The organism is Anaerobacillus sp. 1_MG-2023 (assembly GCF_030547345.1).
In the GTDB taxonomy this organism is placed as follows: domain Bacteria; phylum Bacillota; class Bacilli; order Bacillales; family Guptibacillaceae; genus Guptibacillus; species Guptibacillus hwajinpoensis_B.
The window spans coordinates 13,959-35,779 of the sequence record NZ_JAUORD010000002.1 but is presented as its reverse complement, the minus strand read 5'-3'; the positions used below and the strand labels follow the sequence as shown (position 1 = coordinate 35,779).

Here is a 21,821-nt window from a genome sequence, read left to right as displayed (position 1 = left end):
CGGCCCCTTCCTGAAATAGCTCGTCCTTCAGTAATACCTATGCAAAAAAAACCAAAATATACTCAATGGGTATACATTCCACTGTTTTGTTGGTTTACTTCACCATGAAGGCAGCTATTAAGCCCTCCAGATATGACATTCGCCATATCTTCTATAAAAACATCTACTTCTTTAGGTGTAACCATTAAGTTATGTCCCATAGGAGCAAGAACCTCTCGGATTAAATTACGTTTTTCTTCATCTTCTAGCGTACCAATCATACCAAGAAATGTTTGTCTTTTCTCTGCATCAGGGAGATCATCCTCTGTATATGTTTTTCTTTCTCCGAAAGTCATTCCCGCAGGAGCTAATGATTTCGATGGCTTTCCTTTCTCCTTCAACTCTCTTCCAAAATGTTTCAATATAAAATCAATCGTATCACTCGTTATAGAAACAGCGTCAACAACTGTTGGTATGCCAATCGCTATTACTGGTATGCCGAGTGTATCAAAACTTAGCTCTTTACGCTTATTTCCTACACCTGAACCTGGATGAATTCCTGTATCAGAAATTTGTATCGTTGTATTTACACGCTCGATTGATCTTGAAGCAAGCGCATCTATTGCAATCACGAAATCCGGCTTAGCTTTTTCAATAACCCCATGGATAATATCGCTCGTTTCAATCCCGGTTACCCCCATGACACCTGGAGTAATTGCGCTTACAGGGCGAAACCCTTCTGAAACACTTTCTGGTTGAAGCTCAAATAAGTGGTTAGTAATAAGCAAATTTGAAACAACCAATGGGCCAAGTGAATCTGGAGTAACATTCCAATTGCCGAGCCCAACAATAAGACAACTCGCTTCTTTTGCAATATTCTGTCGTTTAAGGAAAGCCGCAAATTCATGAGCAAAGACATCCTGAACGGTTTGTTGAAGAGCAGAGTCTTTTCGACGAATTCCCTGTACTTCGAAGGTAAGATAATGGCCTGCTTTTTTACCTATCTCTTTCTCACCCTCTTCTGTCACTTCAACGGTTGTAATATTTACTCCCTTTTCATTTCTTTCTTTCACAATAACGCCTTTAAGCCCATCAGGCTTATCTTCTTTCATGCTTTTTGCTTTTTTCTCTTTCACCATTTCTTGCGCTTCAACCGCAAGATCTGTTCTCACCTGATATTTTTCTAGATCAACGAATCCCATCAGATCACCTCTCATTCTATCTGTTACATGTTAGCGTAACCCTGAAATAAGGTTTTCATTCTCTATTGCAATTCATTGTGCTATTTGATAGAATGTTTCTTGTTCTATGCACGGATATGACATGGAATTGTTAAGCCTTGCAAGGAGGTGAAAGGTATGCCAAATATTAAATCTGCGGTTAAACGCGTTAGAACTCAATCTGATCGTCGCGCTAATAACCTCGCTTTCAAATCTGAAATGCGTTCTGCAATCAAGACTTTTGAAGCGAAAGTTGAAGCAAAAGACGTTGAAGCTGCGAAAACAGCTCTTAACCAAGCTTCTAAGCGCATCGACAAAGCTGCTGATAAAGGAATCATTCATAGAAACACAGTAGCACGTAAAAAATCTCGTCTAACTAAAATGTACAACGAGATTTCAGCGTAATTCCTTAAAAACGTTAAAAGCTGTTGGGGCAACCCAACAGCTTTTTTTATGTGTTTTTAATTTTAGTAACTAACAATTCAAGAATAAGTTTTTTATCCATTCTACCTGTTTTCATTTCGTAATCCGATTCTGCGATTTGGTCTAGAATAAAACGCAACTTTTCTTCATGAAAACTTCGACTTTGCTGCTGTGCAATCTTAACCGCATAAGGATGCAGTTTAAGTGTTGAAGCCATTTGCTTTTGACCATAACCTCGCTTAGAAAGTTCAGTAACCTGGTATATAATCCGAAACTGCCTGCCGATTAAAGAAAGAATTTTGATTGGTTCTTCATTTATTTTTAATAAATCATATAAAATACGAAAGGCTTTATCTAGGTCTTTTCTAACAATCCGGTCTATTAGCGCAAAAATATCATTTTCTAATGTTCTTGCAACAAGGAGATCTACAACCTCTGCATTGACAACTCCACCCTCACCAACGTAAAGAGCCATCTTATCAATTTCCTGCTGCAATAACATCAAATGACTACCTGTTAATTGAACAAGCCTCTCTTCGCCTTCCTGGTCAAATGTAACACCATTCTCTTTCGCTCGTTGCTGAAGCCAATCCCCAAGATGACTTTCTTGTAAAGCCTCAGCTTTCACAAAGGCTCCTGCTTTCTTAATTGATTTCACCAATTTTTTTCTCTCATCCAACTTTTCATAAGGTGCTTCAATAATGAGTATCGTAAAAGGAGAAGGGTTTTCAGCATATCGTTGAAGGGAATCAAGATCATGCTCAACTTTGCTTTTGTCCCTAGCAGCTGTTAAAAACAATGGATTCTTTACTATTATCACCCGCTTCTCTCCGAGAAACGGCAGCGTTTCAGCATCTTCTACGGCAGCTTGTACAGGGATTTCGTTTAAATCATAATAAGCAAGTCCAAATTCTCTTTCCTCTTCAGGTAACGCCTGTTCAATGATCATTTTTTGCAGCTCATCAATTAGGAAAGCTTCTGTTCCTGTTAAGAGATATAGTGGATCTAACTTGTTCTGTTTGATTTTCTTTTTTAAGTCTGAAATGGACATTTATGTACACCTCGATTTTATTCGTCCATTCCTATCCTAATAGCAGACAACAAAGTTGGCAAGTAGAAAAGGGAAGCCGGCTGCTACAACCAGCCTCCCATTTATAGTAAACGCTGCTCCGTAAGGCCTAGGACTCTTACCAAGCAACGATGTTCGGTGTGTAGTAGATAGGATATCCTATGCACAGTTAAAGTATGGGTGACAACTCTTTACAGGAAAGGGAGTGATTTTTTCGCATAAATTACGTTCATTAAAAACTTAAACAGTTCATGGATAATAAAGACATGAGGAATAATACATGATACAATATTGTTTGAAATGTACATTTAAAGGAAAATCCCTACATAAAGACTACATAGGTAGTTAACAGTGAATACTATTGGGGAAGCAGGAGGGAAGGCAAATGAACGAGTTCGAAAAAGATGTTCAAGCTAAGGAGAACGACGCTGTTCAATCAGCTGTTGGCTTTGCAGTACCATTTTTATTCTTTTCCATCATTTTCTTCACAGCTGTAATTATTAAAGCGCTAGGCTAAATAGACTGCCCCAGGCAGTCTATTTTCAATTTAACATCACAGACCACCTTCCAATTTTGTTGTTTCTAAAGATGTATCTCACCGTACCATTCTCATCTGTTCTGAGGACTGGAATGTGAAGTTCTTCATACCTTTTCAAAACTTCTTCGTTTGGATGACCATATCGATTATTTACACCTACTGAAATAATTGAAAGCTTAGGTGATAAATGCTCAATAAACTCTTTAGAGCTGGATGTAGAGCTTCCATGATGCCCTACTTTTAGTACATCGATTTCTCTGAGGAAACCACTTGAAAGCAATCGACGTTCTCCCTCTTCTTCCAGATCTCCTGTAAATAGCCAACTATATCCCCCTAATCGTGCATGAAGTGTAATGCTACCGTCGTTCTCTTCTGCATTTTCTAAAGCCTGAAAAATTGTAAATTGAACGTCATTCAGAGACCATGATTGCCCCGCCTCCGCTAAAGAAATAGTGGTTCCTCCTTCTTTCGCAATATGAATCAACTCTTTTTCTAATGCCGTTTGTTCTGTGCTGTGATCGAGTAATAACCTTCTTACAGAGACCCCTTCAAGCAACTCTTTGGCTCCCCCCGCATGATCATAATCCCCATGTGTCAAAATTAACAAATCAACGGCACGAATTCCTTTAGACTTGATATATGGAAGGACTACATCACCCCCTATATCAAATGACGAAGCTCTTTTTTGCCACTCTTCCTCATTGCCATACATCGGCCTTCCTCCTGTATCAATTAAGATGACCTGCCTTTGAAAAGGCAATGTAATCAATATACTATCTCCTTGACCCACGTCAATAAATGACACTTCTCCATATGGATTCAAATAAGGCATAACGTATAATACAATGCAAAATACACTCCATAAAGTTCCGCCTAAGAGAACATTTCCACGCTCCCACAAAAGCAAAATACCAATACTTACGCTTAATGAGACAATTAGCGTTACGGCTGATATTTTCCCGAATACAACAATCGTATCCTTCCCCGCAATAAATACAAAGAAAGTATGGATGTGATCTATAAAAAAAGCGAGAATTTCAGAAATAAATTTAAAAAGAAAATGTAAGTGGAGGAAATGCAATAGAAAGGTAAGCATCAAACCTGGTAATACAATGACTGAAATAATTGGAACATAGATGAGGTTTAATCCAAGACTTAGAATGGAAATTTGATGAAAGTAATAAATAACAACGGGGAATGAAATAATTTGAGGGAGAACAGAAAGAGAAAGAAGCTGAGCGAATGGATGATTTGAACGATTAATGATCGATTTGGAAGAAACAATTAAAGCAAACGCAATGAGAAAAGAAAGCTGAAATCCAATATGGAAGGCGTAATATGGGTTTACAGATAAAATAGCCACACAAGCAAATGAAACGCCATCAAGCGGATTGACATTTAACTTTAACCGCAAGCTAATTACAACTAGCATAGCCATTAATGAAGCTCTCATAACAGAAGGAGCACATCCTGTTAGAGTCATGTAAATCGGATAAAATGCAATAAGTGAAGTATACGCTTTTTCTCTGGTTAATCCTAAACGGATACATAACCAAAAGAACAGCCCTCCCACAACGCCAACGTGTAACCCCGAAACCGCCAGAACATGACTTAATCCTAAAACTTGATAAGCTTCCTCAACTTCATCTGTTAATAGGCTTCGTTCGCCTATTAACAAAGAAGCAGCCAAACCATGGAGATGAGCTGGGTATTCTGAAACAATGGTCGATAAAACATTTTGACGAGATTGCTGAACTAAAGAAAAAAATGATTTTGATAATTTGTGACATTCAGGCTTTGCTTTTAGTTCATAAATCCAATGAATGTTTTGGTAATAAAGATAACGCTCATAATCAAATAAAGAGGGAACTCTGAGGGGCGATGGAGGCTCTAGCGATCCAGAAAGGTAACATGTATAACCAACTTCTAATTGCTCTACTTCATTTTTTTCTTGTATAGAGGAGATATAATAATTGACCTTCAATTTCTCTGTTTCAGTCTTTAGTTCAAATGACATAAAATCGCCATCAATTTCTGGTATTGACGAAATTGTTCCTAAAATAACACTTGGCCCTTCCTTAAAAGATGTTACATTAAAAATATTCACTATAATTGTATAACTAAAGAAAAGAATGCAGGTTAGGCAAGCTAACAGCATTAATAGCTTCCGCTTGCCCTTCCATAACCATAGTAATACTACAAATAATACAAAAAAGGCGCCTGAAAAATTGACACTGATTACGCCAATGAATGCAGCAGCTGCTATGACCCACAAATTCCCTTTCATTACATACCGTATAATTTTGAAGCTTTCTCATATAAGGGTTTTACTTCTGTTGGATCGAGTCCAGCATCAGATATTTTTCTTAACAAATCAGCCGTTAAATCAAGTTTCTCTTGACTATTTGTATCCAAAATCATTTCTTCCAGCTCAACTTGTCTAACACTTACTCCTGCATCCTCAAATAATTCAACCGAATAAGGATGATTTTTATAATTCTCAGCGTAGATGACCGTTTTAATTCCAGCTTGTATAATTGCTTTACAGCAGTTGAGACAGGGAAAATGAGTAACATAAATCTCAGCACCAGTTGTTTGCACACCAAATTTAGCACATTGAATAATTGCATTCATTTCAGCATGAATGGTACGAACACAATGATTATCAATGACGTAACATCCTTCATCAATACAATGCACCCCACCTGAGACAGATCCATTATATCCACCGGCAATCATACGCTTATCCCTCACAATTGTTGCCCCTACAGTTAAACGAGTGCATGTGCTCCTAAGTGCAAGTAAATGGCTTTGCGCCATAAAATATTGATCCCACGAAATGCGTTCCAAGGTTCTCCCCCCAATGTCTTTTATCTTCTATTAGTTTGATCTAAATAAACTGTCTCGTCAATCTATCTCATTGAACCGTAATCAAATCCTTTAATTTCTCAAACGTTTTCTCCCCGATCCCACTGATGTTCATCAAATCTTCTATTGCAGTAAAACCACCATTGTCTTCTCGAAATTGAACAATTGCTTCAGCCTTTGCAGGACCTATCCCCGGCAGTTCTTGAAGCTCATTTAAATCAGCTGAATTAATTGAAACGAGCTGTGATTCAACACTTGGCTTCTCACTAACTGAACTAACTGAACTAGATGTCACTTCCCCAACTATTGGTACATAAATGACCATTTCATCCACTACTTTGCTTGCTAAGTTCAGCTGAACCTGATCGGCATCTTCAAGAAATCCTCCAGCTTTTTTAATGACATCCTTGACGCGCCCATTGCTATTTATTTCATACACGCCTGGCGCTACTACAGCTCCTTTCACGTCTACCAGTACGACACTAACTACATCAACTGGCTTCTCTACAACCGTTTTTTTTGTTTCTTGGAGTTCACCGCCTTCACTTTCTAAAAGCGCATGATCAAATGTGAGATTGTCTTGATTTTTTGCAAATACATTAAAATAAAGGAGGAAACTAATGCCAATCGAAACGCCCAGAATAGAAAGAATTACTTTTTCACGAACAGTTAAATTTAGAAAATACTTCATTCTTTTCTCATACCTTTCTAATGTTTCATGGTCTTAAACATATATTGAGACTTTCATACATATGTTGTAGGAGAAATGAGTATGGAAGGAGGGGGAGTAAATTGAAGATCGGTGTAATTGGTACCGGCAATATGGGGACAATTCTTATTTCTTCCTTTATTGATTCGTGCGCCGTAATACCTTCCCATCTCACAATAGTAAATCGATCAATCGAAAAGGCGGCAACATTAAAAAGGCAGTACCCTTCGTTAAACCTTGTGAGAAGCGCAGAAGAAGTAGTGAAAAAATCTGATATGATCTTTGTTTGTGTAAAGCCGCATGAGTATTTCCCACTCTTGAAGAAAATTCGACCTGGACTTAAACCCCAGCATCTTGTTGTTTCCATCACAAGTCCAATTAAGGTGAGTGAACTTCAATCGTTTGTTCCATGTGATGTTGCAAGAGCCATCCCAAGCATTACAAACAGGGCACTAAGCGGCGCTTCACTCGTAACATTCAGCAGTCAGTGTTCTGAAGCAAATAAAGTGAAATTGCTTTACCTCATGTCACAAATTTCAACGCCGATCGAAACAGAAGAGGAAATCACTAGAGTTTCATCTGATATTGTCAGTTGTGGTCCTGCTTTTCTTAGTTACTTGATCCAACAGTTTATCGAAGGAGCAGTAGCTGAAACAGACATATCAAATGAACAGGCTGCCATTTTGGCTACTGAAATGCTGATCGGGATGGGAAAGCTTCTTGAAAAAGATTATTTTTCACTTGAAACATTGCAGAGAAAAGTAACTGTAAAAGGAGGCGTAACTGGAGAAGGGTTGAAAGTTCTCGAAGCGGAAACTGGAGAAATGTTTCGTCATTTAATACAGAGCACTCATAAAAAATTTGATGAAGATCGCGAAGGAATTAAAATTCAATTCAAGGAAGAATCGAGACAAAAATAATAACTACTTAAAAAGTTCATTCGTCAAAACTTAGCCGTTTCCTTTAACCAAAAAAAAAAAGAGTGATTTCAATTGAAATCACTCTTTTTTCATTTCACAGCTCTAAAAAACAGGCGCTCAGATGTAGGAATTGGAGCTAGCTCAGTAAAGTCAGCTGTTACTGTAATATTTGAAAAGCCTACCTCTGTTAACCAAGATATATAATCATCCATTTGGAACGTTCTTTGAAAATGAAGCTCATCAAATCGTTCATAGAGACCTTCTTCATTTTCTACAAAGAAGCTTAATTCATGCTCAACAGATCCCTCTTCTTCTCCAGCATAACTATTCCATATATAGGAAATGTCATCTTCACTACTCGCAAAGGTATGGCCAACAAAATGGTTTTCCATTTTGTGAAGAGAGTGAACATCAAATAACAAAACCCCACCTGGTTTTAAATGCTTATAAATGCTCCGAAAAGAATTTTGAACACCATTTTTATCTGTGACATAGTTCAATGAATCACAAAAAATCGTTACTATGTCGTAAGTTTCACCAGTATCAAGTTCTCTCATATCTTGTTGGAGCAGGTTTAAAGGAAGATTGTATTTTAGTGCTTTATCTTGCGCTACAGAAAGCATATGTTCTGAAAGATCCACTGCAGTAACATCATATCCCGCTGACGCAAGTCTAATTGAACATTCTCCAGTACCAGATCCTAAATCCAAAATACGACCATGAGACATTTCCCCTTTAACAAGAGCAGACCATTTCTCATAAGGAGCTTCTTCCATCAAACGATCGTAAACATAAGAAAAGCGTTCATACGATTGCATATTATGCCAGAATTTCTTCAAGGCTTAAATGCGGTGCATCGCCCCATAATTTCTCAAGATTATAATAGTTGCGCTCATCTTTATGAAAAATATGGACAATAACGTTCCCTAAATCAACAAGAACCCATCTCGCTTGGTCATATCCCTCAAGCCTCTTCACATCCATACCTTGCTCTAATGCCTGGTCTTTAACCTCTTTGGCAATAGCTTGAACTTGCTTCTCTGAATTCCCGTGACAAATCAAGAAGTAATCTGCAATTAAAGAAACTCCATTCATATTAAGGGCTACAATATCTTCAGCTCTTTTATCATCGGCTGCTTTTGCAGCAAGGTTAATCATTTGGTTTTCATTCATATTGTTTCCTCCAATTCTTCTCAGGCGTTCAATGATTTTACAATGCTGTTATATGTTAAGAACGTCGCCGGATAAACGGGTTGATTCTTCTTCATTAGAAACTGCACAGTATTCCTGAGAGACAACGCAATAGCTTGATCGAGATCTTGTTGAACCATTTCTCTGACCTCATCTACACCAGGAAATGAGCGTCCTGGTTCAATGTAATCAGCTATAAACACACACTTCTCCATTAATGTCATTTCAGGACGACCTGAAGTATGATATTTGATGGCATTTAGAATTTCTTTATCCTCAATCCCTATCTCACAACGTACTAAATAAGCTCCAACTGGAGCGTGCCAGAGTTCAGGCGAATACTCCAGCAAATCTTTAGGAAATCCTTGATCAATAATAACCTGGCGCATTTCATCCTTTGGACGAAACTTAGCATAATCATGAAAAATAGCCGCAATTTCTGTCTTTTGACGATCTGCGCCATATTTTTCTGCAAGCTCAATTGCAGTATCCGTTACTCCAACAGTATGAACGTAGCGATGCTCAGTTAAATGAGGCTCAACTAACTTTAACGCTTCAGTTCGATTCATATAATCCCTTCTCTTCAATAAAGGTCCGGACGGCTTCTGGAAGCAAGTACCGTCCACTCTTTCTATGGCGTAAATCGTCTCTTAATTCACTTGAAGAAACATCGATTTGAGGAACGTCTATAACAGAAACATTGTAACGTTCTTTATCTGGATCATGCCCAGGTCGATTTACTCCTACAAATGAAATCATCGAAGACAACTCATCAATTCGATGCCAATTGGGGAGATCCTCAATCATATCTCCACCAATGATAAAATAAAAATCGATATTAGGATAATTTTCTTTCAATATTTCAATTGTATCGATTGTATAGGATCGATCATTACGTTCAAATTCGATTAAAGAAAGCTTAAAGTAAGGGTTCCCCTCTATTGCCAACTGTACCATCTTCACACGATGATGATTATCAGTAATATGACTACCATTTTTATGTGGAGGTCGATGACTTGGCATAAACCAAATTTCATCCATTTGGCAAGTTTCGAGCACCCCTTGCGCAATGGTAAGATGACCGAGATGAGGGGGGTCAAATGTTCCACCAAGTAGGCCGACTCTTAATTTTTTCTCAACAGTCATTATGGAAGAATAATTTCTTTATTCTCTTCTGATTCTTTATACAAAACAACCATATTCCCAATAATTTGTACGAGCTCCGCCCCTGTTTCAGTTGATAGTTGTCCCCCAACTGTATTGCGATCTTCGTCACAATTTTGAAGAATGCTTACTTTTATAAGCTCTCTAACCTCTAATGCTTCTTCAATTTGTTTTGTCATATTCTCATTCACGCCACCTTTTCCTACTTGGAAAATAGGGTTAAGACGATTAGCTTTTGCGCGTAAGAAACGCTTTTGTTTTCCTGTTAACATGAATATCCTCCTAGCTCTTTTAAAACCGTATTTCGCATTCGTTTCCGATCAGGCGAGACACCTGTCCACTTTTCAAATGCAAGCGCCCCTTGTTCAACGAACATCGAGATGCCATTATCAGTGACTGCTCCTTTTGATTTTGCAAGCTTCATCCATTTTGTTTCTAGCGGATTATAAATCAAATCACTAACAACCGTACCTGATCTTATATGTTCAAGTGATATTGGCATTCGATCAAGGTGAGGGCTCATACCAATAGACGTTGTATTAATAACGATATCGAACTGTCCCAATGAAGTCTCTGCTTCAGATAGCGATATAGCATTTGCCACGCTGTAATGTTGACATAATTTTGATAGTTCTTCTGCTTTCTCAAGTGTTCGATTGGCAATCGTTAAAGATGCAACCTCGGATTGGGAAACAGAAACAGCAACTGCTCGAGCAGCGCCACCAGCACCAATAACAAGAATTTTCTTTCCACTCAAGTTTTTTTCTTCAATCAAAGTGAGCAGCGAAAATAAATAACCTGATCCATCAGTGTTGGTACCGATATATTTACCATCACGCTTATAAACCGTATTAACTGCACCAATATCGATAGCTTCTTGCTCCACCTCATCTAGTAATGGAATAATGGCGACTTTGTGTGGAATGGTCACATTGAAACCTTGAATATCAAGCATTTTCATCGCATCCACACCATCTTCCAGCTGTTCTGGCGATAGATCAAATGCATGGTAATGATGAGATAAACCAAGCTCTTTAAATTCACCGTTATGCATGATCGGTGACATCGAATGTCCTATAGGATGACCAATCAGTCCATATAACTTCCCCATTATCTGCCTCCTAGATGAGTGATTTTCTAATAGACACGCCTACTCCTTCAGGTGCATATGCTTTCACAGTTGTTCCTTTACCGGATACAGTTACCCATCCTAGACCTGAAAAAACGATATCCATCTTTTCCTCTTTAATGCGGAGTTCATGACCAACTAGAGCAGGCAGCTCTTTCTTTGACTGATCTCCTGGAGGATAAAGAAGTTCTCCTAGATGCTCATCATAAAGATCATCAGCCTTCTCAATTTTTGTACGATGGATATAGAGATCATTTGACACATGACAAATAAAAGACTGCCTTCCGCCCTCCACAAAATCAAGGCGTGCAAGTCCACCGAAAAACAGTGTTTGTCCTTCATTTAACTGAAATACTTTAGGCTTAATTTCTTTCTTGGGACTAATTACTTTTAATTCCTCAGCGTTGACAAAGTGTGCCATCTGATGATGATTAATAATACCTGGAGTGTCATATAATGTCTTTCCATCATCAAGCGGAATATCAATCAAGTCAAGTGTTGTACCTGGAAACTGACTTGTTGTAATCATTTGCTCTTCATCTCCGCCAAACTCTTGTATAAGTTGATTTACAAAAGTTGATTTACCAACATTTGTACAGCCAATTATATAAACATCTTTTCCATCTCTCAAGCGATCAATTTCACCTGCTACATCCATAACGCTATCGCCTTTTTCTGCACTCATTAACATGACATCAGCAGGCTTTAGTCCATTCTCTTTGGCACTTGTTTGCATCCACTTTACTAACTTTGATTTGTTTACTGACTTGGGCAACAAATCTACTTTGTTTCCTACTAATAAAACAGGATTTCCTCCCGCGAATCTCTGAATACCAGGAAGCCAACTTCCATTAAAATCGAAGATATCGACAATCTTGACGATAAGAGCATCCGTATGGCTAATTTCATTTAGTATTTTCAAAAAGTCATCATCTGTTAAAGAAACGTCTTGAATTTCATTATAGTGCTTTAAACGAAAACAACGCTGACATATAATGACGTCTCGATTAAGTGCAGACGGTGGTGCATAGCCAAGTGCGTTTTTGTCTTCTGTTTGAATGTGTACACCGCATCCGGCGCAAATAATTTGTTCGTTGTCCAAACTTATTCCTCCCAATTTATCTTCCCTTTTCGTTTCATCCAGGTAAGGAAAATGCTTTCTATTTTTCGATTGAATTTCGTAAAGAACCCATCTGTGCTTGCAACTGGCACGACAAGAATTGTATGAAGCCCCATGCGATTTCCTCCGACGACATCCGTGAAAATTTGATCTCCAATAACTACAGTATCATCTGCGTTAAGGTTCATATCCTTCAACGCTTTCCGAAAAGCTTTAGTCATTGGTTTTCGAGCTTCATATATAAATGGCACCTCAACTGGTGAAGCAAACTTTTCTACTCTTGTCTTATTATTATTCGAAACAATGGTAACGAGAATGCCCTCATCACTCATTTGCTTAAACCATTTTAGCAACTTAGGTGTGGCGTCAGCTCTATCCCATTCCACAAGGGTGTTATCGAGATCAGTAATAATGCCCTTAATGCCTCGCTCTTTCAATAATTCTGGACTTATTTGAAAGATGTCTTGTACATGTTCATTTGGTAAAAATTTATTTAGCAAATTGCAACACTCCTACTATTAGTGACATCCCTATTGTATCAATATTTTCACCTCATACAACTATTAACTTACGAATGAACAAAATGAAAACAAAATAATAAAATCAAAATTTTTCGACACATTATGTCATTCACAAAATATGTGGATAACATTATTAACATATACAAACCATTAAATCATTGTGAATGACTAAGATATAAACATGATACCCACAAATTATCCACTCTTTATTGTGGATAACGGAACGGTTGTTCTCCGTATGTTTACGTGGTAAGCTTACTGCAAATAAAAGATCCACATACACAATATGCGGACTAGACGGAGAATAGAACCTTATTCAGGAGGTGCTTAATCATGGAAAAGTTATCAGATGACTTATTGATTGAATCCTTTTATAAGGCAAAAGAATTAAAGCTAAGTAGTGACTTTATTGGTCTTATTCAACGTGAGATCAAAAGGCGCAGACTTGATAAGCAAGTTCCTCTTATCGGGATTTAAACATTGCCAACCTTGATCGTATCCAGGGTTGGCCTTTTTGTTTTATTCGATTTCAAAGTAGTTCCCCCATGAAGAAGTCCACTCTTCGCTTGTTACTTCATCAGTCGTCTTCATTTTCTTCGCTTTTCGAAAGTGATCAGGTTCTGATAAGAAGACAACCGCCAATCCTTCTGCTTGAAACCATTCCTTGTACTCTGTAAGTAATGGCTCAATATCTTGTCTTGTATATGCAAAAGGTTTCAACGCCACAACCGTTTGGTCATTACGGGATAAAATAATGACATCATTTATAGCAGACTCGTTTTTTATTTTTTTTCGAATAGCTTCCAATGAACTTAACGGTTTATTATCTTGCATTATTGCTGCTCCGATGGGAGCCATTTCTATCGAGCGAAAATATTCTCTTGGACCAAATGGAGATTGATCTTCGCTTTTATATATCGTTTGACACGCCGTTAACAATATAAGGATAGGGATAGGAATAAGAATAGAAATGGATTTTATCACGTGAATCCTCCTTTCGCAAATAGAATCGGCGATGTTTGGAAAACTTATACGGGAAAGTTGCTTTTTTAAACAGGAAAAGTTGATAAACGTGTCGGTTTTTGATTACAATTGAGGTATCGCAATATGAGTTCATTTGAACTTTTATCATATTGAGCATTAGTGGGGAGGTTTTTGTAGAATGCTTCATGCAGCTGTCTTGCTACCTTTTCTGGCAGCGTTTTTCATCCCGTTACTTTATCGGGGCGTCAAACAAGTCCATTTAGGATGGTTTGTTCTTTTAGTTCCGATAGTGTTGTTTGGGTATTTTCTTACGTTTATAAAAGAAGTTACGCAGGGTGTACATACACTTAAAACGTTTGAGTGGATTCCGTCACTCGGAGTGAACGTTACATTCTATATTGATGGTCTTGGCCTGTTTTTCGCGCTTTTGATCACTGGAATTGGATCACTCGTTGTTCTCTATTCCATTTATTATTTAAGTAAAGCCGAAAAGCTTGGCCATTTTTATGTCTATCTCCTATTGTTTATGGGAGCCATGCTCGGGGTTGTGTTGTCGGATAATTTATTTGTTCTCTACACATTCTGGGAATTAACGAGCATTTCATCATTCCTGCTAATTGGATACTGGTACCAACGAGAGAAATCAACATCTGGTGCCCTTAAATCAATGATGATTACTGTTTTTGGCGGTCTAGCCATGCTCGGTGGTTTTCTACTCATGGCAGATATCACAGGAACGGCAAGTATTAGGGAGATTATTGAAAACGGAGAGATGATTGTTACGTCTTCCCTTTTCCCATTCATCTTAGTACTCGTACTACTGGGGGCTTTTACGAAATCAGCTCAGTTTCCATTTCATACATGGTTACCTGACGCAATGGAAGCACCAACACCAGTCAGCGCCTTCCTACACTCAGCTACTATGGTTAAAGCTGGTATCTACCTTGTTGCGAGGTTAAGCCTCATCTTCGCAGGTACCGATCTCTTTTTCTTGATTGTTAGTGGATTTGGATTGCTCACGCTATGCTGGGGATCCTATATGGCGGTTAGACAAACAGACCTTAAAGCTATCCTCGCCTATTCGACGATAAGTCAACTAGGTATGATCATGGCTATGTTAGGTTTTGGTACTGAGGTGGCTATTCTTGCAGCTGTATTCCACATTTTGAACCACGCTACGTTCAAAGGGAGTCTCTTTATGGTCGCAGGTATTATTGATCATGAGACAGGCACTCGAGATATTAGAAGACTCGGAGGCCTATTTACGTTCATGCCAATCACTGCAACCTTAGCATTCTTTGGCACATTCTCAATGGCAGGATTCCCGTTACCTTTTCTAAACGGTTTCCTGAGTAAAGAAATGTTCTTTGAATCGTCCCTGCATTTTGAAAATGCATCTACAATTGTTGAAGCAGTTTCACCTTATTTCCCTTATTTAGCAGTTGGCGGAAGTATCTTCACTTTTGTTTATTCCATTATGCTTTTCTTCCGAACATTTACCGGTAAGCAAAGGGATAAATTACCTAAAGAACCACACGAAGCACCGATTGGTATGCTTATCTCGCCAATCATTCTTGTACTTCTTGTGATCGTCATTGCTTTTGTTCCGAACGTTTTTGGGCATTCTCTTCTTTCACCAATGGTGGATTCCATAGCCGGTTCAGCTGGTGAAACGCATATTAAATTCTGGCACGGATTAGGGCCTGCTCTTTACATGAGTTTAGCTGTACTTTTGCTAGGAACGGCTTTCTATCTGACCCGTACAAAATGGGAACGTATATACACTATTTTACCTGGTAAACTTTCTGCAGCTAAAGCCTATGATGGTATTATAAACGGCATCATAAATGGATCTAAGAAATTAACGAATGGTTATATGACTGGATCTCTCAGGCATTACATGATATATATCCTAATCTTCTTCATAGCTCTTGTCTCCATCACCATAAGTGTTACTGGAGGCTTCGAAATGTCATTTGATGACCTGGCCCCGATTGCTATTCCTGAGTTACTTATAGCGATTGTGATGGCCGGCGCTGCTTTTGGAACGATTTTTATGAAGAATCGTATTGCCGCTATTCTAGTACTTGGAATCGTAGGGTATGGATTATCCCTATTATTCGTCTTCTTCCGAGCACCAGACTTAGCGCTCACTCAGCTTATTGTAGAAACCGTTACGGTCGCACTATTTCTTCTATGTTTTTATCACTTGCCTAATTTTGATAAACAGAAGGAATCTAAAAGAACAAACGCCGTTAACTGGGTCATCTCTATATCTGTAGGGGTTCTTGTAACTATGATAGGAATCGCTTCACACAGTACGAAATTGTTTGAACCAATTTCAGAGTACTTTCTTAAAAACTCTTATAAATTGGGTGGAGGAGACAACGTTGTTAACGTTATTCTTGTTGACTTCCGTGGACTGGATACGATGCTTGAAATCCTTGTACTTGGACTTGCTGCGCTCGGCATCTTCACAATGATTAAATTGCGTCCGAGTAAGAAGGAGGGAAATGATTAATGGAAATTATCATGTCTGTACTTGCAGGTCTGCTTTTTACAGCAGGTGTCTACATGATGCTGCAAAAACAAATTCTTAAAATCATTATCGGTACGGCACTGTTGTCTCATGGAGCACACCTCTTTATTATTACGATGGGAAAGTTAAATCGTGGAAAACCTCCTATCCTTGCAGAAGGCGTAACAAGTTATGTTGATCCGTTGCCACAGGCACTTATATTAACTTCCATCGTTATTAGTTTCGGTGTGACATCGTTTCTTCTTGTGCTAGCGTATCGGACATATCAAACGAACGGTACTGATAATATGGAGAAGTTAAGGGGTAACGAAAATGAGTAATCTAGCTATACTACCAATTTTATTACCGTTATTAACTGGAATCATTCTTGTATTCCTCAATAAACGGTTGCCACTTGTACGATTGATTACACGCATTATGGTGCTTGTCAATCTCTCAGTTGTATCTGTCATCGCATTTAATGTGATTCAAAACGGCACGATCGTATTAAAAGCCGGGGATTGGACAGTGCCTTATGGCATTGTTCTTGTCGCCGATCCGCTTGCTATGTTGTTAGTCGTCACTGCGAATATCATTGCGGTTGCATGTGCTTTTTATGCTTTTAATTCGCTTGATGAACAACGCGAACGTTTTTACTTTTATCCGCTTTTTCAACTTCTCATTGCGGGTGTTAGTGGTGCGTTTCTAACAGGAGACCTGTTTAACTTATTCGTCTTCTTCGAAGTTCTGCTTATTGCTTCATACGGATTAATCGTTCTTGGTGGGACCAAAGAACAATTCAGAGAGTCCTTTAAATACATCATTATCAATCTATTTTCATCTATGCTGTTTGTTACAACGATCGCCTTTCTATATGCAGTAGTTGGGACAGTCAATATGGCTCAGTTAGCTGAACGGATCGGTGAAGTTCAACAGGATGGTGTGTTAACGACCATTGGCATTTTGTTATTGATCGTTTTTGCAACGAAAGGAGCGCTTTTCCCATTATATTTCTGGCTCCCTAAGTCTTATACAGTTCCACCAACTGTTATTTCAGCATTATTTGGAGCGTTACTTACAAAAGTTGGGGTATATTCTATACTAAGAGTTTTCTCTCTGATCTTCGTCTATAACCTTACAGTTACGCATCAAATTTTGCTTGTACTGGCAGGATTCACGCTTGTTTTCGGTGTGATTGGGGCCCTTTCGACGAATAATGTGCAATTGATTATTGCCTATAATATCATTCCAGCAGTTGGTTATATGATTCTTGGTATTGGCACGTTCTCAGCAACTGCTCTAGCAGGCACAATTTATTATTTGCTTCATGATATGATTATCAAAGCTGCACTCTTCTTCCTTGTTGGTGCTATGGTGGCTTACGCAGGCACATCAGATTTAAGAAAGATGGGTGGCATCATTAAAAATCAACCTGTCCTTGGATGGCTCTTTTTCATTGCAGCATTAGCGCTTGCTGGATTACCGCCATTTAGTGGATTTATCGGTAAACTCCTTATTTTAAGAGGTGCTTTTGAGGAAGGACATTATGTACTAGCGATTATAGGATTAGTGACCAGTCTTTTAATTCTTCTTTCAGTTATCCGCATCTTTATTAATGGATTCTGGGGAGAGGCAAAGCAGGAATATGTTTCAACAGTTAACTCTACTAAAGGTAAAATAATGCCTGCTGCTTTCTTACTCATTTTCACGATATTTCTTGGATTAGGTGCAGAATTTATATATCCTACGGTTCAAACAATTGCGGATCAAATGATTGATCCATCAAATTATATTGATTCGGTTATGAAGGAGTAGATGGCATGCCAATACAAATTATCATAAACCTGATTATTGCCGTTCTCTGGATGTTTCTTTTTGAAAGTTACTCTTTTAGTACGTTCTTTGTAGGCTATTTATTTGGAATCGGATTACTTCTATTAATGGAGCGTTTCATTCCAGACCGCTTTTACTTTTATCGTCTTTGGGCGATTCTTAAGTTATTGTTTTTGTTTATTAAAGAGCTGATTATGGCTAATGTTCAGGTTGTTAAGCTCGTATATAGTCCCAAACTTAAAATGGAACCAGGTATTATCGCTGTACCCATTGATGTTCGAACAAACTGGGAAATTACGATGCTCGCAAATCTCATTACATTAACACCAGGGACACTAACGGTTTCAGTCGCTCCAGATAACATGCACATTTATATCCATGCTATGGACGCACCTGATGCAGATGAGGTTATTAAAGAAATTAAAGGCACATTTGAGAAAGCAATTATGGAGGTGACGAGATGACTTCTCTTTTATCTACTGTATCAACCATTTGTATCGTCATCATCGCAATCTCTACCCTATTTTTACTATATCGAGCAATAAAAGGACCTTCTAATCCCGACCGTGCTGTTGCACTGGATACAATCGGCATTAACCTTATGGCAATAGCGGGTATTCTAGCAATCAAACTGGAAACAGCGTATTTCAATGATATTATTCTTCTTATTGGAATTCTCGCTTTTATAGGCACAGTAGCTATTGCTAAATTTCTGGAAAAGGGTGTTATCATTGAAAGAAGTCGTGATTAGCATTTTTATGATCATTGGCACGTTTTTCCTTTTTTCTGGAGCGCTTGGAATTTTTCGACTTCCTGACGTTTACACTCGTCTACATGCTGCTTCAAAAAGCGCTACTCTAGGAGTAGCTGGAATCCTTATTGCCGCTTTCCTTTATTTTATCTTTGAAGAACAAATGGTAAGTGGTAAGCTCATTCTCGGTATTATTTTCATTTTGATGACAGCTCCAGTTTCTGGACATATGATTTCTAGAGCTGCTTATCAAAAAGGTGTTCCGCTCTGGGATAAAACTACGAGAGATGATCTTGATAAAGCACAAAACCAAAAAGCAAGTACGAAAAAGGGTTAACCCCTTTCGTACTTGCTTTTTTATGTGTTAATAGTGTTCATGAAATTATTGTTATAGATTTATTAAATTACTTATAGCTTCCATAATGATTAGCGTAGTAATAGTATCCTCCGCCAATAACAAGTAGTAAAACTAGTAGAACAACAATTAAGGCAAAATATCCTCCGCCATAGCCTGGATATGGGTATTGGTAAGGCGGATAAGGATAACCACAACCGGGATAACCGTAACTCATGCTCCCCCTCCTTCTCTCCTTCAAACCATCTGTTGGTAGATATTACAGTCTATGAAAGGTTGATCAAAGATGTATGGACATTGGCGGAGTTTTCTAAATTCATTACTACATCTGTTCATCCTTCATCTTATGTTCTACAATTATAGAAGGGTGTAAACCTTGAACTAACACTAAGGGGTCGATTTAAATGATAACACCAATGAAAACAATAACGCCTAGCTATGACCCATGGGAAGCTTATATGGATGTTGAAGAATATGGAAATATGATTCTTTCCAACATAGAACTGACAACGACTACTTTATGTAATATGAGATGTGAACATTGTGCAGTTGGTTATACATTGCAACCCAAGGATCCTGATCCACTCCCACTAGAGCTTATTACTCGTAGTCTTGATCAAGTAGAAAAACTTAGGGCGTTAAGTATTACGGGTGGTGAACCAATGCTTTCCATGAAATCGGTTAAGCAATATGTAGCTCCACTTCTTAAATACGCTCATGAACGCGGAGCGAGAACACAAATCAATTCAAATTTAACGCTTGATCGTAAGCGATATGATCTGATCATACCCTATCTTGATGTTTTACATATTTCACATAATTATGGAAGCATAGACGATTTTACTGACATTGGATTCGCTGTTATGGAGAGGAAGCCATCTCTCAAACAGCGGGAAGCTTATTTCCATCGTATGGTTGAGAATGCAAAAGATTTAACATCTAAAGGTGTCATCGTATCAGCGGAGACAATGATTAATCGTAGAACTCTTCCAAATATCGTGAGCATTCATCAACAAATAGCAGACATGGGGTGCCAGCGTCATGAAGTGCATCCGATGTATCCTTCGGACTTCGCTTCAGGTCTTGATATTGCCTCTTTGGATGAAATTCGAGAAGGAATTCACCGCTTATTAGATAATCGAGATCCAGATGTTTGGCTCTTATTCGGTACCCTTCCATTTTACCCATGCAGTTCCAATCAAGAAGACCTTAGACTTCTCGAAAGATTATATTCAGAACCTAATGTCACTGTTAGAAATGACCCAGATGGACGTTCTAGATTAAATATGAATATTTTCGATGGCGATATTATCGTAACTGATTTTGGAGATACGCCACCACTTGGAAATATTAAAGATACTAATCTAAATGATGCTTACGAAAAATGGCAAAAAAGTAAAATGGCTCAAAGCATAAGTTGTCATTGCCCTGCAGTAAAGTGTCTAGGACCTAACCTTCTTGTAAAGGATGCTTACTATCAGGATGTTGATTTCTTACAAAAAAAGACAAATATCACGCTATAACCTCCAATTTTGGGGGTTTTTTTACTCATTTTTAAAGTAAAAACCATTTTCAGCTTTCGCATTAACATAGATAGGGTATAATACCTATCGTAATCTATAGGAGTGTGATAGTTGTGAAGAAAAAATCATGGATTCTGATTCTAGTTGCGGGATCTCTTGTTATTTTGCTGGCATTGGCTGAGAACCAAACAGATTTTCTAAGAACCAATGCAAATGAAATGCCCGAGAACGATTCAGAATCAAAGAAGAAAAACATTACGTATTATACTAAATATTATCAGACTAAAAAGAGCATTTATGACTCTTATAAACATGAGGAAAGTGAAACCATTTTCCTTGGTGATAGTTTGACTGATTATTATGAGTGGGGGGAAGCTCTTAGTGACCATGAAGTATTAAATCGCGGTATTGCTGGCGATACGACTACAGGAGTTTTAAACAGGATTGAAGAAGTCGTAAAAGCTAAGCCAGACCGGATTTATTTGTTAATTGGTATAAACGATATGATTGCTGGCCAATCAGTAAACAAAATTGAAACCAATTATAAGCAAATTCTAGATACGCTCAAAACACAATCACCTAACACCAAAGTTTATGTGCAAAGTTTATTTCCGGTGAACACAGCATTAACTGGTCATCCACTAAATAATTCAATCATTAAGGATTTAAATAAACGTCTAGAAGATCTTTCAAATCTGTATGATTATCAATTTATTGATATTTATCCAGAGCTAGTAGAGTTTGGTCAGTTAAATAAAGATTTCACATTTGATGGGCTTCATCTTAATGGAGAAGGATATAAAATATGGACACGAAAAGTTCTCTCAACATATAACACTAATGCAGAGGAGAAATAATAAACTCTTCAATGCGTTATTGCTTTTTTGCTGTTGTGTGTTAAACTAAAAGAGACCAACCTTAAAATGCTTCGGAGGAAAACCTCCGGAGTCCTTTTTTTGCTCTTTTTAGCTTTTAATTCATTAATGAGTCCTTGCTCCTGGCAGAC

Annotated in this window: 27 protein-coding genes; 12 read left to right on the top strand and 15 right to left on the bottom strand. The window is 38.1% G+C overall.

Translation table 11 applies throughout. The features are described from left to right. Nucleotides 1-62: 62 nt before the first annotated feature. Complete coding sequence (gpr, locus tag Q4550_RS03920) at nt 63-1,181, bottom strand: GPR endopeptidase (RefSeq protein ID WP_483298553.1); 1,119 nt, start codon at nt 1,179-1,181, stop codon at nt 63-65. Nucleotides 1,182-1,337: 156 nt separating this feature from the next. On the opposite strand from gpr, the gene rpsT reads away from it, so the two are divergent. Then, on the top strand, nt 1,338-1,604 hold the full coding sequence (gene rpsT / locus Q4550_RS03915) for a 30S ribosomal protein S20 (RefSeq protein ID WP_194219495.1): 267 nt from the start codon (nt 1,338-1,340) through the stop codon (nt 1,602-1,604). A 46-nt stretch (nt 1,605-1,650) separates the two neighbouring features. Here rpsT and holA read toward each other — a convergent pair whose 3' ends face one another. Continuing rightward, nucleotides 1,651-2,673, bottom strand: coding sequence for a DNA polymerase III subunit delta (gene holA, locus Q4550_RS03910; protein ID WP_303530542.1), 1,023 nt, complete (start codon nt 2,671-2,673; stop codon nt 1,651-1,653). Between the two features lie 403 nt (nt 2,674-3,076). Here holA and Q4550_RS03905 point away from each other — a divergent pair, with 403 nt between their 5' ends. Then, on the top strand, nt 3,077-3,208 hold the full coding sequence (locus Q4550_RS03905; protein ID WP_194219493.1) for a YqzM family protein: 132 nt from the start codon (nt 3,077-3,079) through the stop codon (nt 3,206-3,208). 25 nt (nt 3,209-3,233) lie between these two features. Here Q4550_RS03905 and Q4550_RS03900 read toward each other — a convergent pair whose 3' ends face one another. The 3 genes from Q4550_RS03900 to Q4550_RS03890 form a co-directional block, all read right to left on the bottom strand. Then, complete coding sequence (locus tag Q4550_RS03900) at nt 3,234-5,516, bottom strand: DNA internalization-related competence protein ComEC/Rec2 (protein ID WP_303530541.1); 2,283 nt, start codon at nt 5,514-5,516, stop codon at nt 3,234-3,236. Further along, a complete protein-coding gene (locus tag Q4550_RS03895; protein ID WP_303530540.1) occupies nt 5,516-6,079 on the bottom strand; it encodes a ComE operon protein 2 in 564 nt (187 codons plus the stop codon). The genes Q4550_RS03900 and Q4550_RS03895 overlap by 1 nt, the downstream gene beginning before the upstream one ends. A 67-nt stretch (nt 6,080-6,146) precedes the next feature. Next, nucleotides 6,147-6,788: a helix-hairpin-helix domain-containing protein gene (locus tag Q4550_RS03890; protein WP_303530539.1), complete on the bottom strand. Its 642-nt coding sequence runs from the start codon at nt 6,786-6,788 to the stop codon at nt 6,147-6,149. A gap of 101 nt (nt 6,789-6,889) precedes the next feature. Between Q4550_RS03890 and comER the strand changes: the two genes are divergently transcribed. Further along, nucleotides 6,890-7,726 (top strand): late competence protein ComER, encoded by an 837-nt coding sequence (comER, locus tag Q4550_RS03885; protein ID WP_194219489.1) that lies wholly within the window; start codon nt 6,890-6,892, stop codon nt 7,724-7,726. Between the two features lie 89 nt (nt 7,727-7,815). Here comER and Q4550_RS03880 read toward each other — a convergent pair whose 3' ends face one another. Genes Q4550_RS03880 through Q4550_RS03845 form a run of 8 tightly spaced genes read right to left on the bottom strand, consistent with a single transcriptional unit; the run spans nt 7,816 to nt 12,830 of the window. After that, complete coding sequence (locus Q4550_RS03880; protein ID WP_303531117.1) at nt 7,816-8,544, bottom strand: class I SAM-dependent DNA methyltransferase; 729 nt, start codon at nt 8,542-8,544, stop codon at nt 7,816-7,818. 1 nt (nt 8,545) lies between these two features. Continuing rightward, entirely contained in the window at nt 8,546-8,899 is a 354-nt protein-coding gene (gene rsfS, locus Q4550_RS03875) for a ribosome silencing factor (protein WP_194219487.1), read from the bottom strand. 20 nt (nt 8,900-8,919) lie between these two features. Continuing rightward, entirely contained in the window at nt 8,920-9,486 is a 567-nt protein-coding gene (yqeK, locus tag Q4550_RS03870; RefSeq protein WP_303530538.1) for a bis(5'-nucleosyl)-tetraphosphatase (symmetrical) YqeK, read from the bottom strand. Then, nucleotides 9,473-10,063 carry a nicotinate-nucleotide adenylyltransferase gene (locus tag Q4550_RS03865; protein ID WP_303530536.1) on the bottom strand — a complete coding sequence of 197 codons (591 nt, stop codon included), beginning with the start codon at nt 10,061-10,063 and terminating at the stop codon, nt 9,473-9,475. Before Q4550_RS03865 ends, yqeK begins: the two co-directional genes overlap by 14 nt. Further along, nucleotides 10,063-10,353 (bottom strand): ribosome assembly RNA-binding protein YhbY, encoded by a 291-nt coding sequence (gene yhbY, locus Q4550_RS03860; RefSeq protein WP_303530534.1) that lies wholly within the window; start codon nt 10,351-10,353, stop codon nt 10,063-10,065. The genes Q4550_RS03865 and yhbY overlap by 1 nt, the downstream gene beginning before the upstream one ends. Next, a complete protein-coding gene (aroE, locus tag Q4550_RS03855) occupies nt 10,347-11,192 on the bottom strand; it encodes a shikimate dehydrogenase (protein WP_303530533.1) in 846 nt (281 codons plus the stop codon). Before aroE ends, yhbY begins: the two co-directional genes overlap by 7 nt. A 10-nt stretch (nt 11,193-11,202) precedes the next feature. Next, nucleotides 11,203-12,312, bottom strand: coding sequence for a ribosome biogenesis GTPase YqeH (gene yqeH / locus Q4550_RS03850; RefSeq protein WP_303530530.1), 1,110 nt, complete (start codon nt 12,310-12,312; stop codon nt 11,203-11,205). Nucleotides 12,313-12,314: 2 nt separating this feature from the next. After that, the gene (locus Q4550_RS03845; protein WP_303530529.1) at nt 12,315-12,830 is read right to left on the bottom strand and encodes a YqeG family HAD IIIA-type phosphatase; all 516 of its coding nucleotides are present in this window, start codon (nt 12,828-12,830) and stop codon (nt 12,315-12,317) included. Nucleotides 12,831-13,184: 354 nt separating this feature from the next. On the opposite strand from Q4550_RS03845, the gene sda reads away from it, so the two are divergent. Then, complete coding sequence (gene sda / locus Q4550_RS03840) at nt 13,185-13,328, top strand: sporulation histidine kinase inhibitor Sda (RefSeq protein WP_303530527.1); 144 nt, start codon at nt 13,185-13,187, stop codon at nt 13,326-13,328. 42 nt (nt 13,329-13,370) lie between these two features. Here the strand turns inward: sda and Q4550_RS03835 are convergent, their stop codons facing one another. After that, nucleotides 13,371-13,835, bottom strand: coding sequence for a hypothetical protein (locus tag Q4550_RS03835; RefSeq protein WP_303530525.1), 465 nt, complete (start codon nt 13,833-13,835; stop codon nt 13,371-13,373). A 178-nt stretch (nt 13,836-14,013) separates the two neighbouring features. Here Q4550_RS03835 and Q4550_RS03830 point away from each other — a divergent pair, with 178 nt between their 5' ends. Genes Q4550_RS03830 through mnhG form a run of 6 tightly spaced genes read left to right on the top strand, consistent with a single transcriptional unit; the run spans nt 14,014 to nt 19,274 of the window. After that, a complete protein-coding gene (locus Q4550_RS03830) occupies nt 14,014-16,356 on the top strand; it encodes a Na+/H+ antiporter subunit A (RefSeq protein ID WP_303530524.1) in 2,343 nt (780 codons plus the stop codon). Further along, nucleotides 16,356-16,694, top strand: a complete 339-nt coding sequence (locus tag Q4550_RS03825) for a Na(+)/H(+) antiporter subunit C (RefSeq protein WP_194219477.1) — start codon at nt 16,356-16,358, stop codon at nt 16,692-16,694. The genes Q4550_RS03830 and Q4550_RS03825 overlap by 1 nt, the downstream gene beginning before the upstream one ends. After that, nucleotides 16,687-18,168: a Na+/H+ antiporter subunit D gene (locus Q4550_RS03820; RefSeq protein ID WP_303530521.1), complete on the top strand. Its 1,482-nt coding sequence runs from the start codon at nt 16,687-16,689 to the stop codon at nt 18,166-18,168. The genes Q4550_RS03825 and Q4550_RS03820 overlap by 8 nt, the downstream gene beginning before the upstream one ends. Before the next feature lie 5 nt (nt 18,169-18,173). Then, a complete protein-coding gene (locus Q4550_RS03815; RefSeq protein ID WP_194219475.1) occupies nt 18,174-18,650 on the top strand; it encodes a Na+/H+ antiporter subunit E in 477 nt (158 codons plus the stop codon). Further along, nucleotides 18,647-18,937 (top strand): Na(+)/H(+) antiporter subunit F1, encoded by a 291-nt coding sequence (locus Q4550_RS03810; RefSeq protein ID WP_194219474.1) that lies wholly within the window; start codon nt 18,647-18,649, stop codon nt 18,935-18,937. The genes Q4550_RS03815 and Q4550_RS03810 overlap by 4 nt, the downstream gene beginning before the upstream one ends. Beyond that, nucleotides 18,909-19,274: a monovalent cation/H(+) antiporter subunit G gene (gene mnhG / locus Q4550_RS03805; RefSeq protein WP_194219473.1), complete on the top strand. Its 366-nt coding sequence runs from the start codon at nt 18,909-18,911 to the stop codon at nt 19,272-19,274. Before Q4550_RS03810 ends, mnhG begins: the two co-directional genes overlap by 29 nt. Before the next feature lie 67 nt (nt 19,275-19,341). Here the strand turns inward: mnhG and Q4550_RS03800 are convergent, their stop codons facing one another. Beyond that, entirely contained in the window at nt 19,342-19,509 is a 168-nt protein-coding gene (locus Q4550_RS03800; protein WP_303530519.1) for a hypothetical protein, read from the bottom strand. Nucleotides 19,510-19,696: 187 nt separating this feature from the next. On the opposite strand from Q4550_RS03800, the gene yfkAB reads away from it, so the two are divergent. Together yfkAB and Q4550_RS03790 are read left to right on the top strand one after the other, a co-directional pair. Beyond that, nucleotides 19,697-20,815, top strand: coding sequence for a radical SAM/CxCxxxxC motif protein YfkAB (gene yfkAB / locus Q4550_RS03795; protein ID WP_303530518.1), 1,119 nt, complete (start codon nt 19,697-19,699; stop codon nt 20,813-20,815). Between the two features lie 113 nt (nt 20,816-20,928). Beyond that, entirely contained in the window at nt 20,929-21,672 is a 744-nt protein-coding gene (locus Q4550_RS03790) for a GDSL-type esterase/lipase family protein (protein ID WP_303530517.1), read from the top strand. Nucleotides 21,673-21,821: the final 149 nt, after the last annotated feature.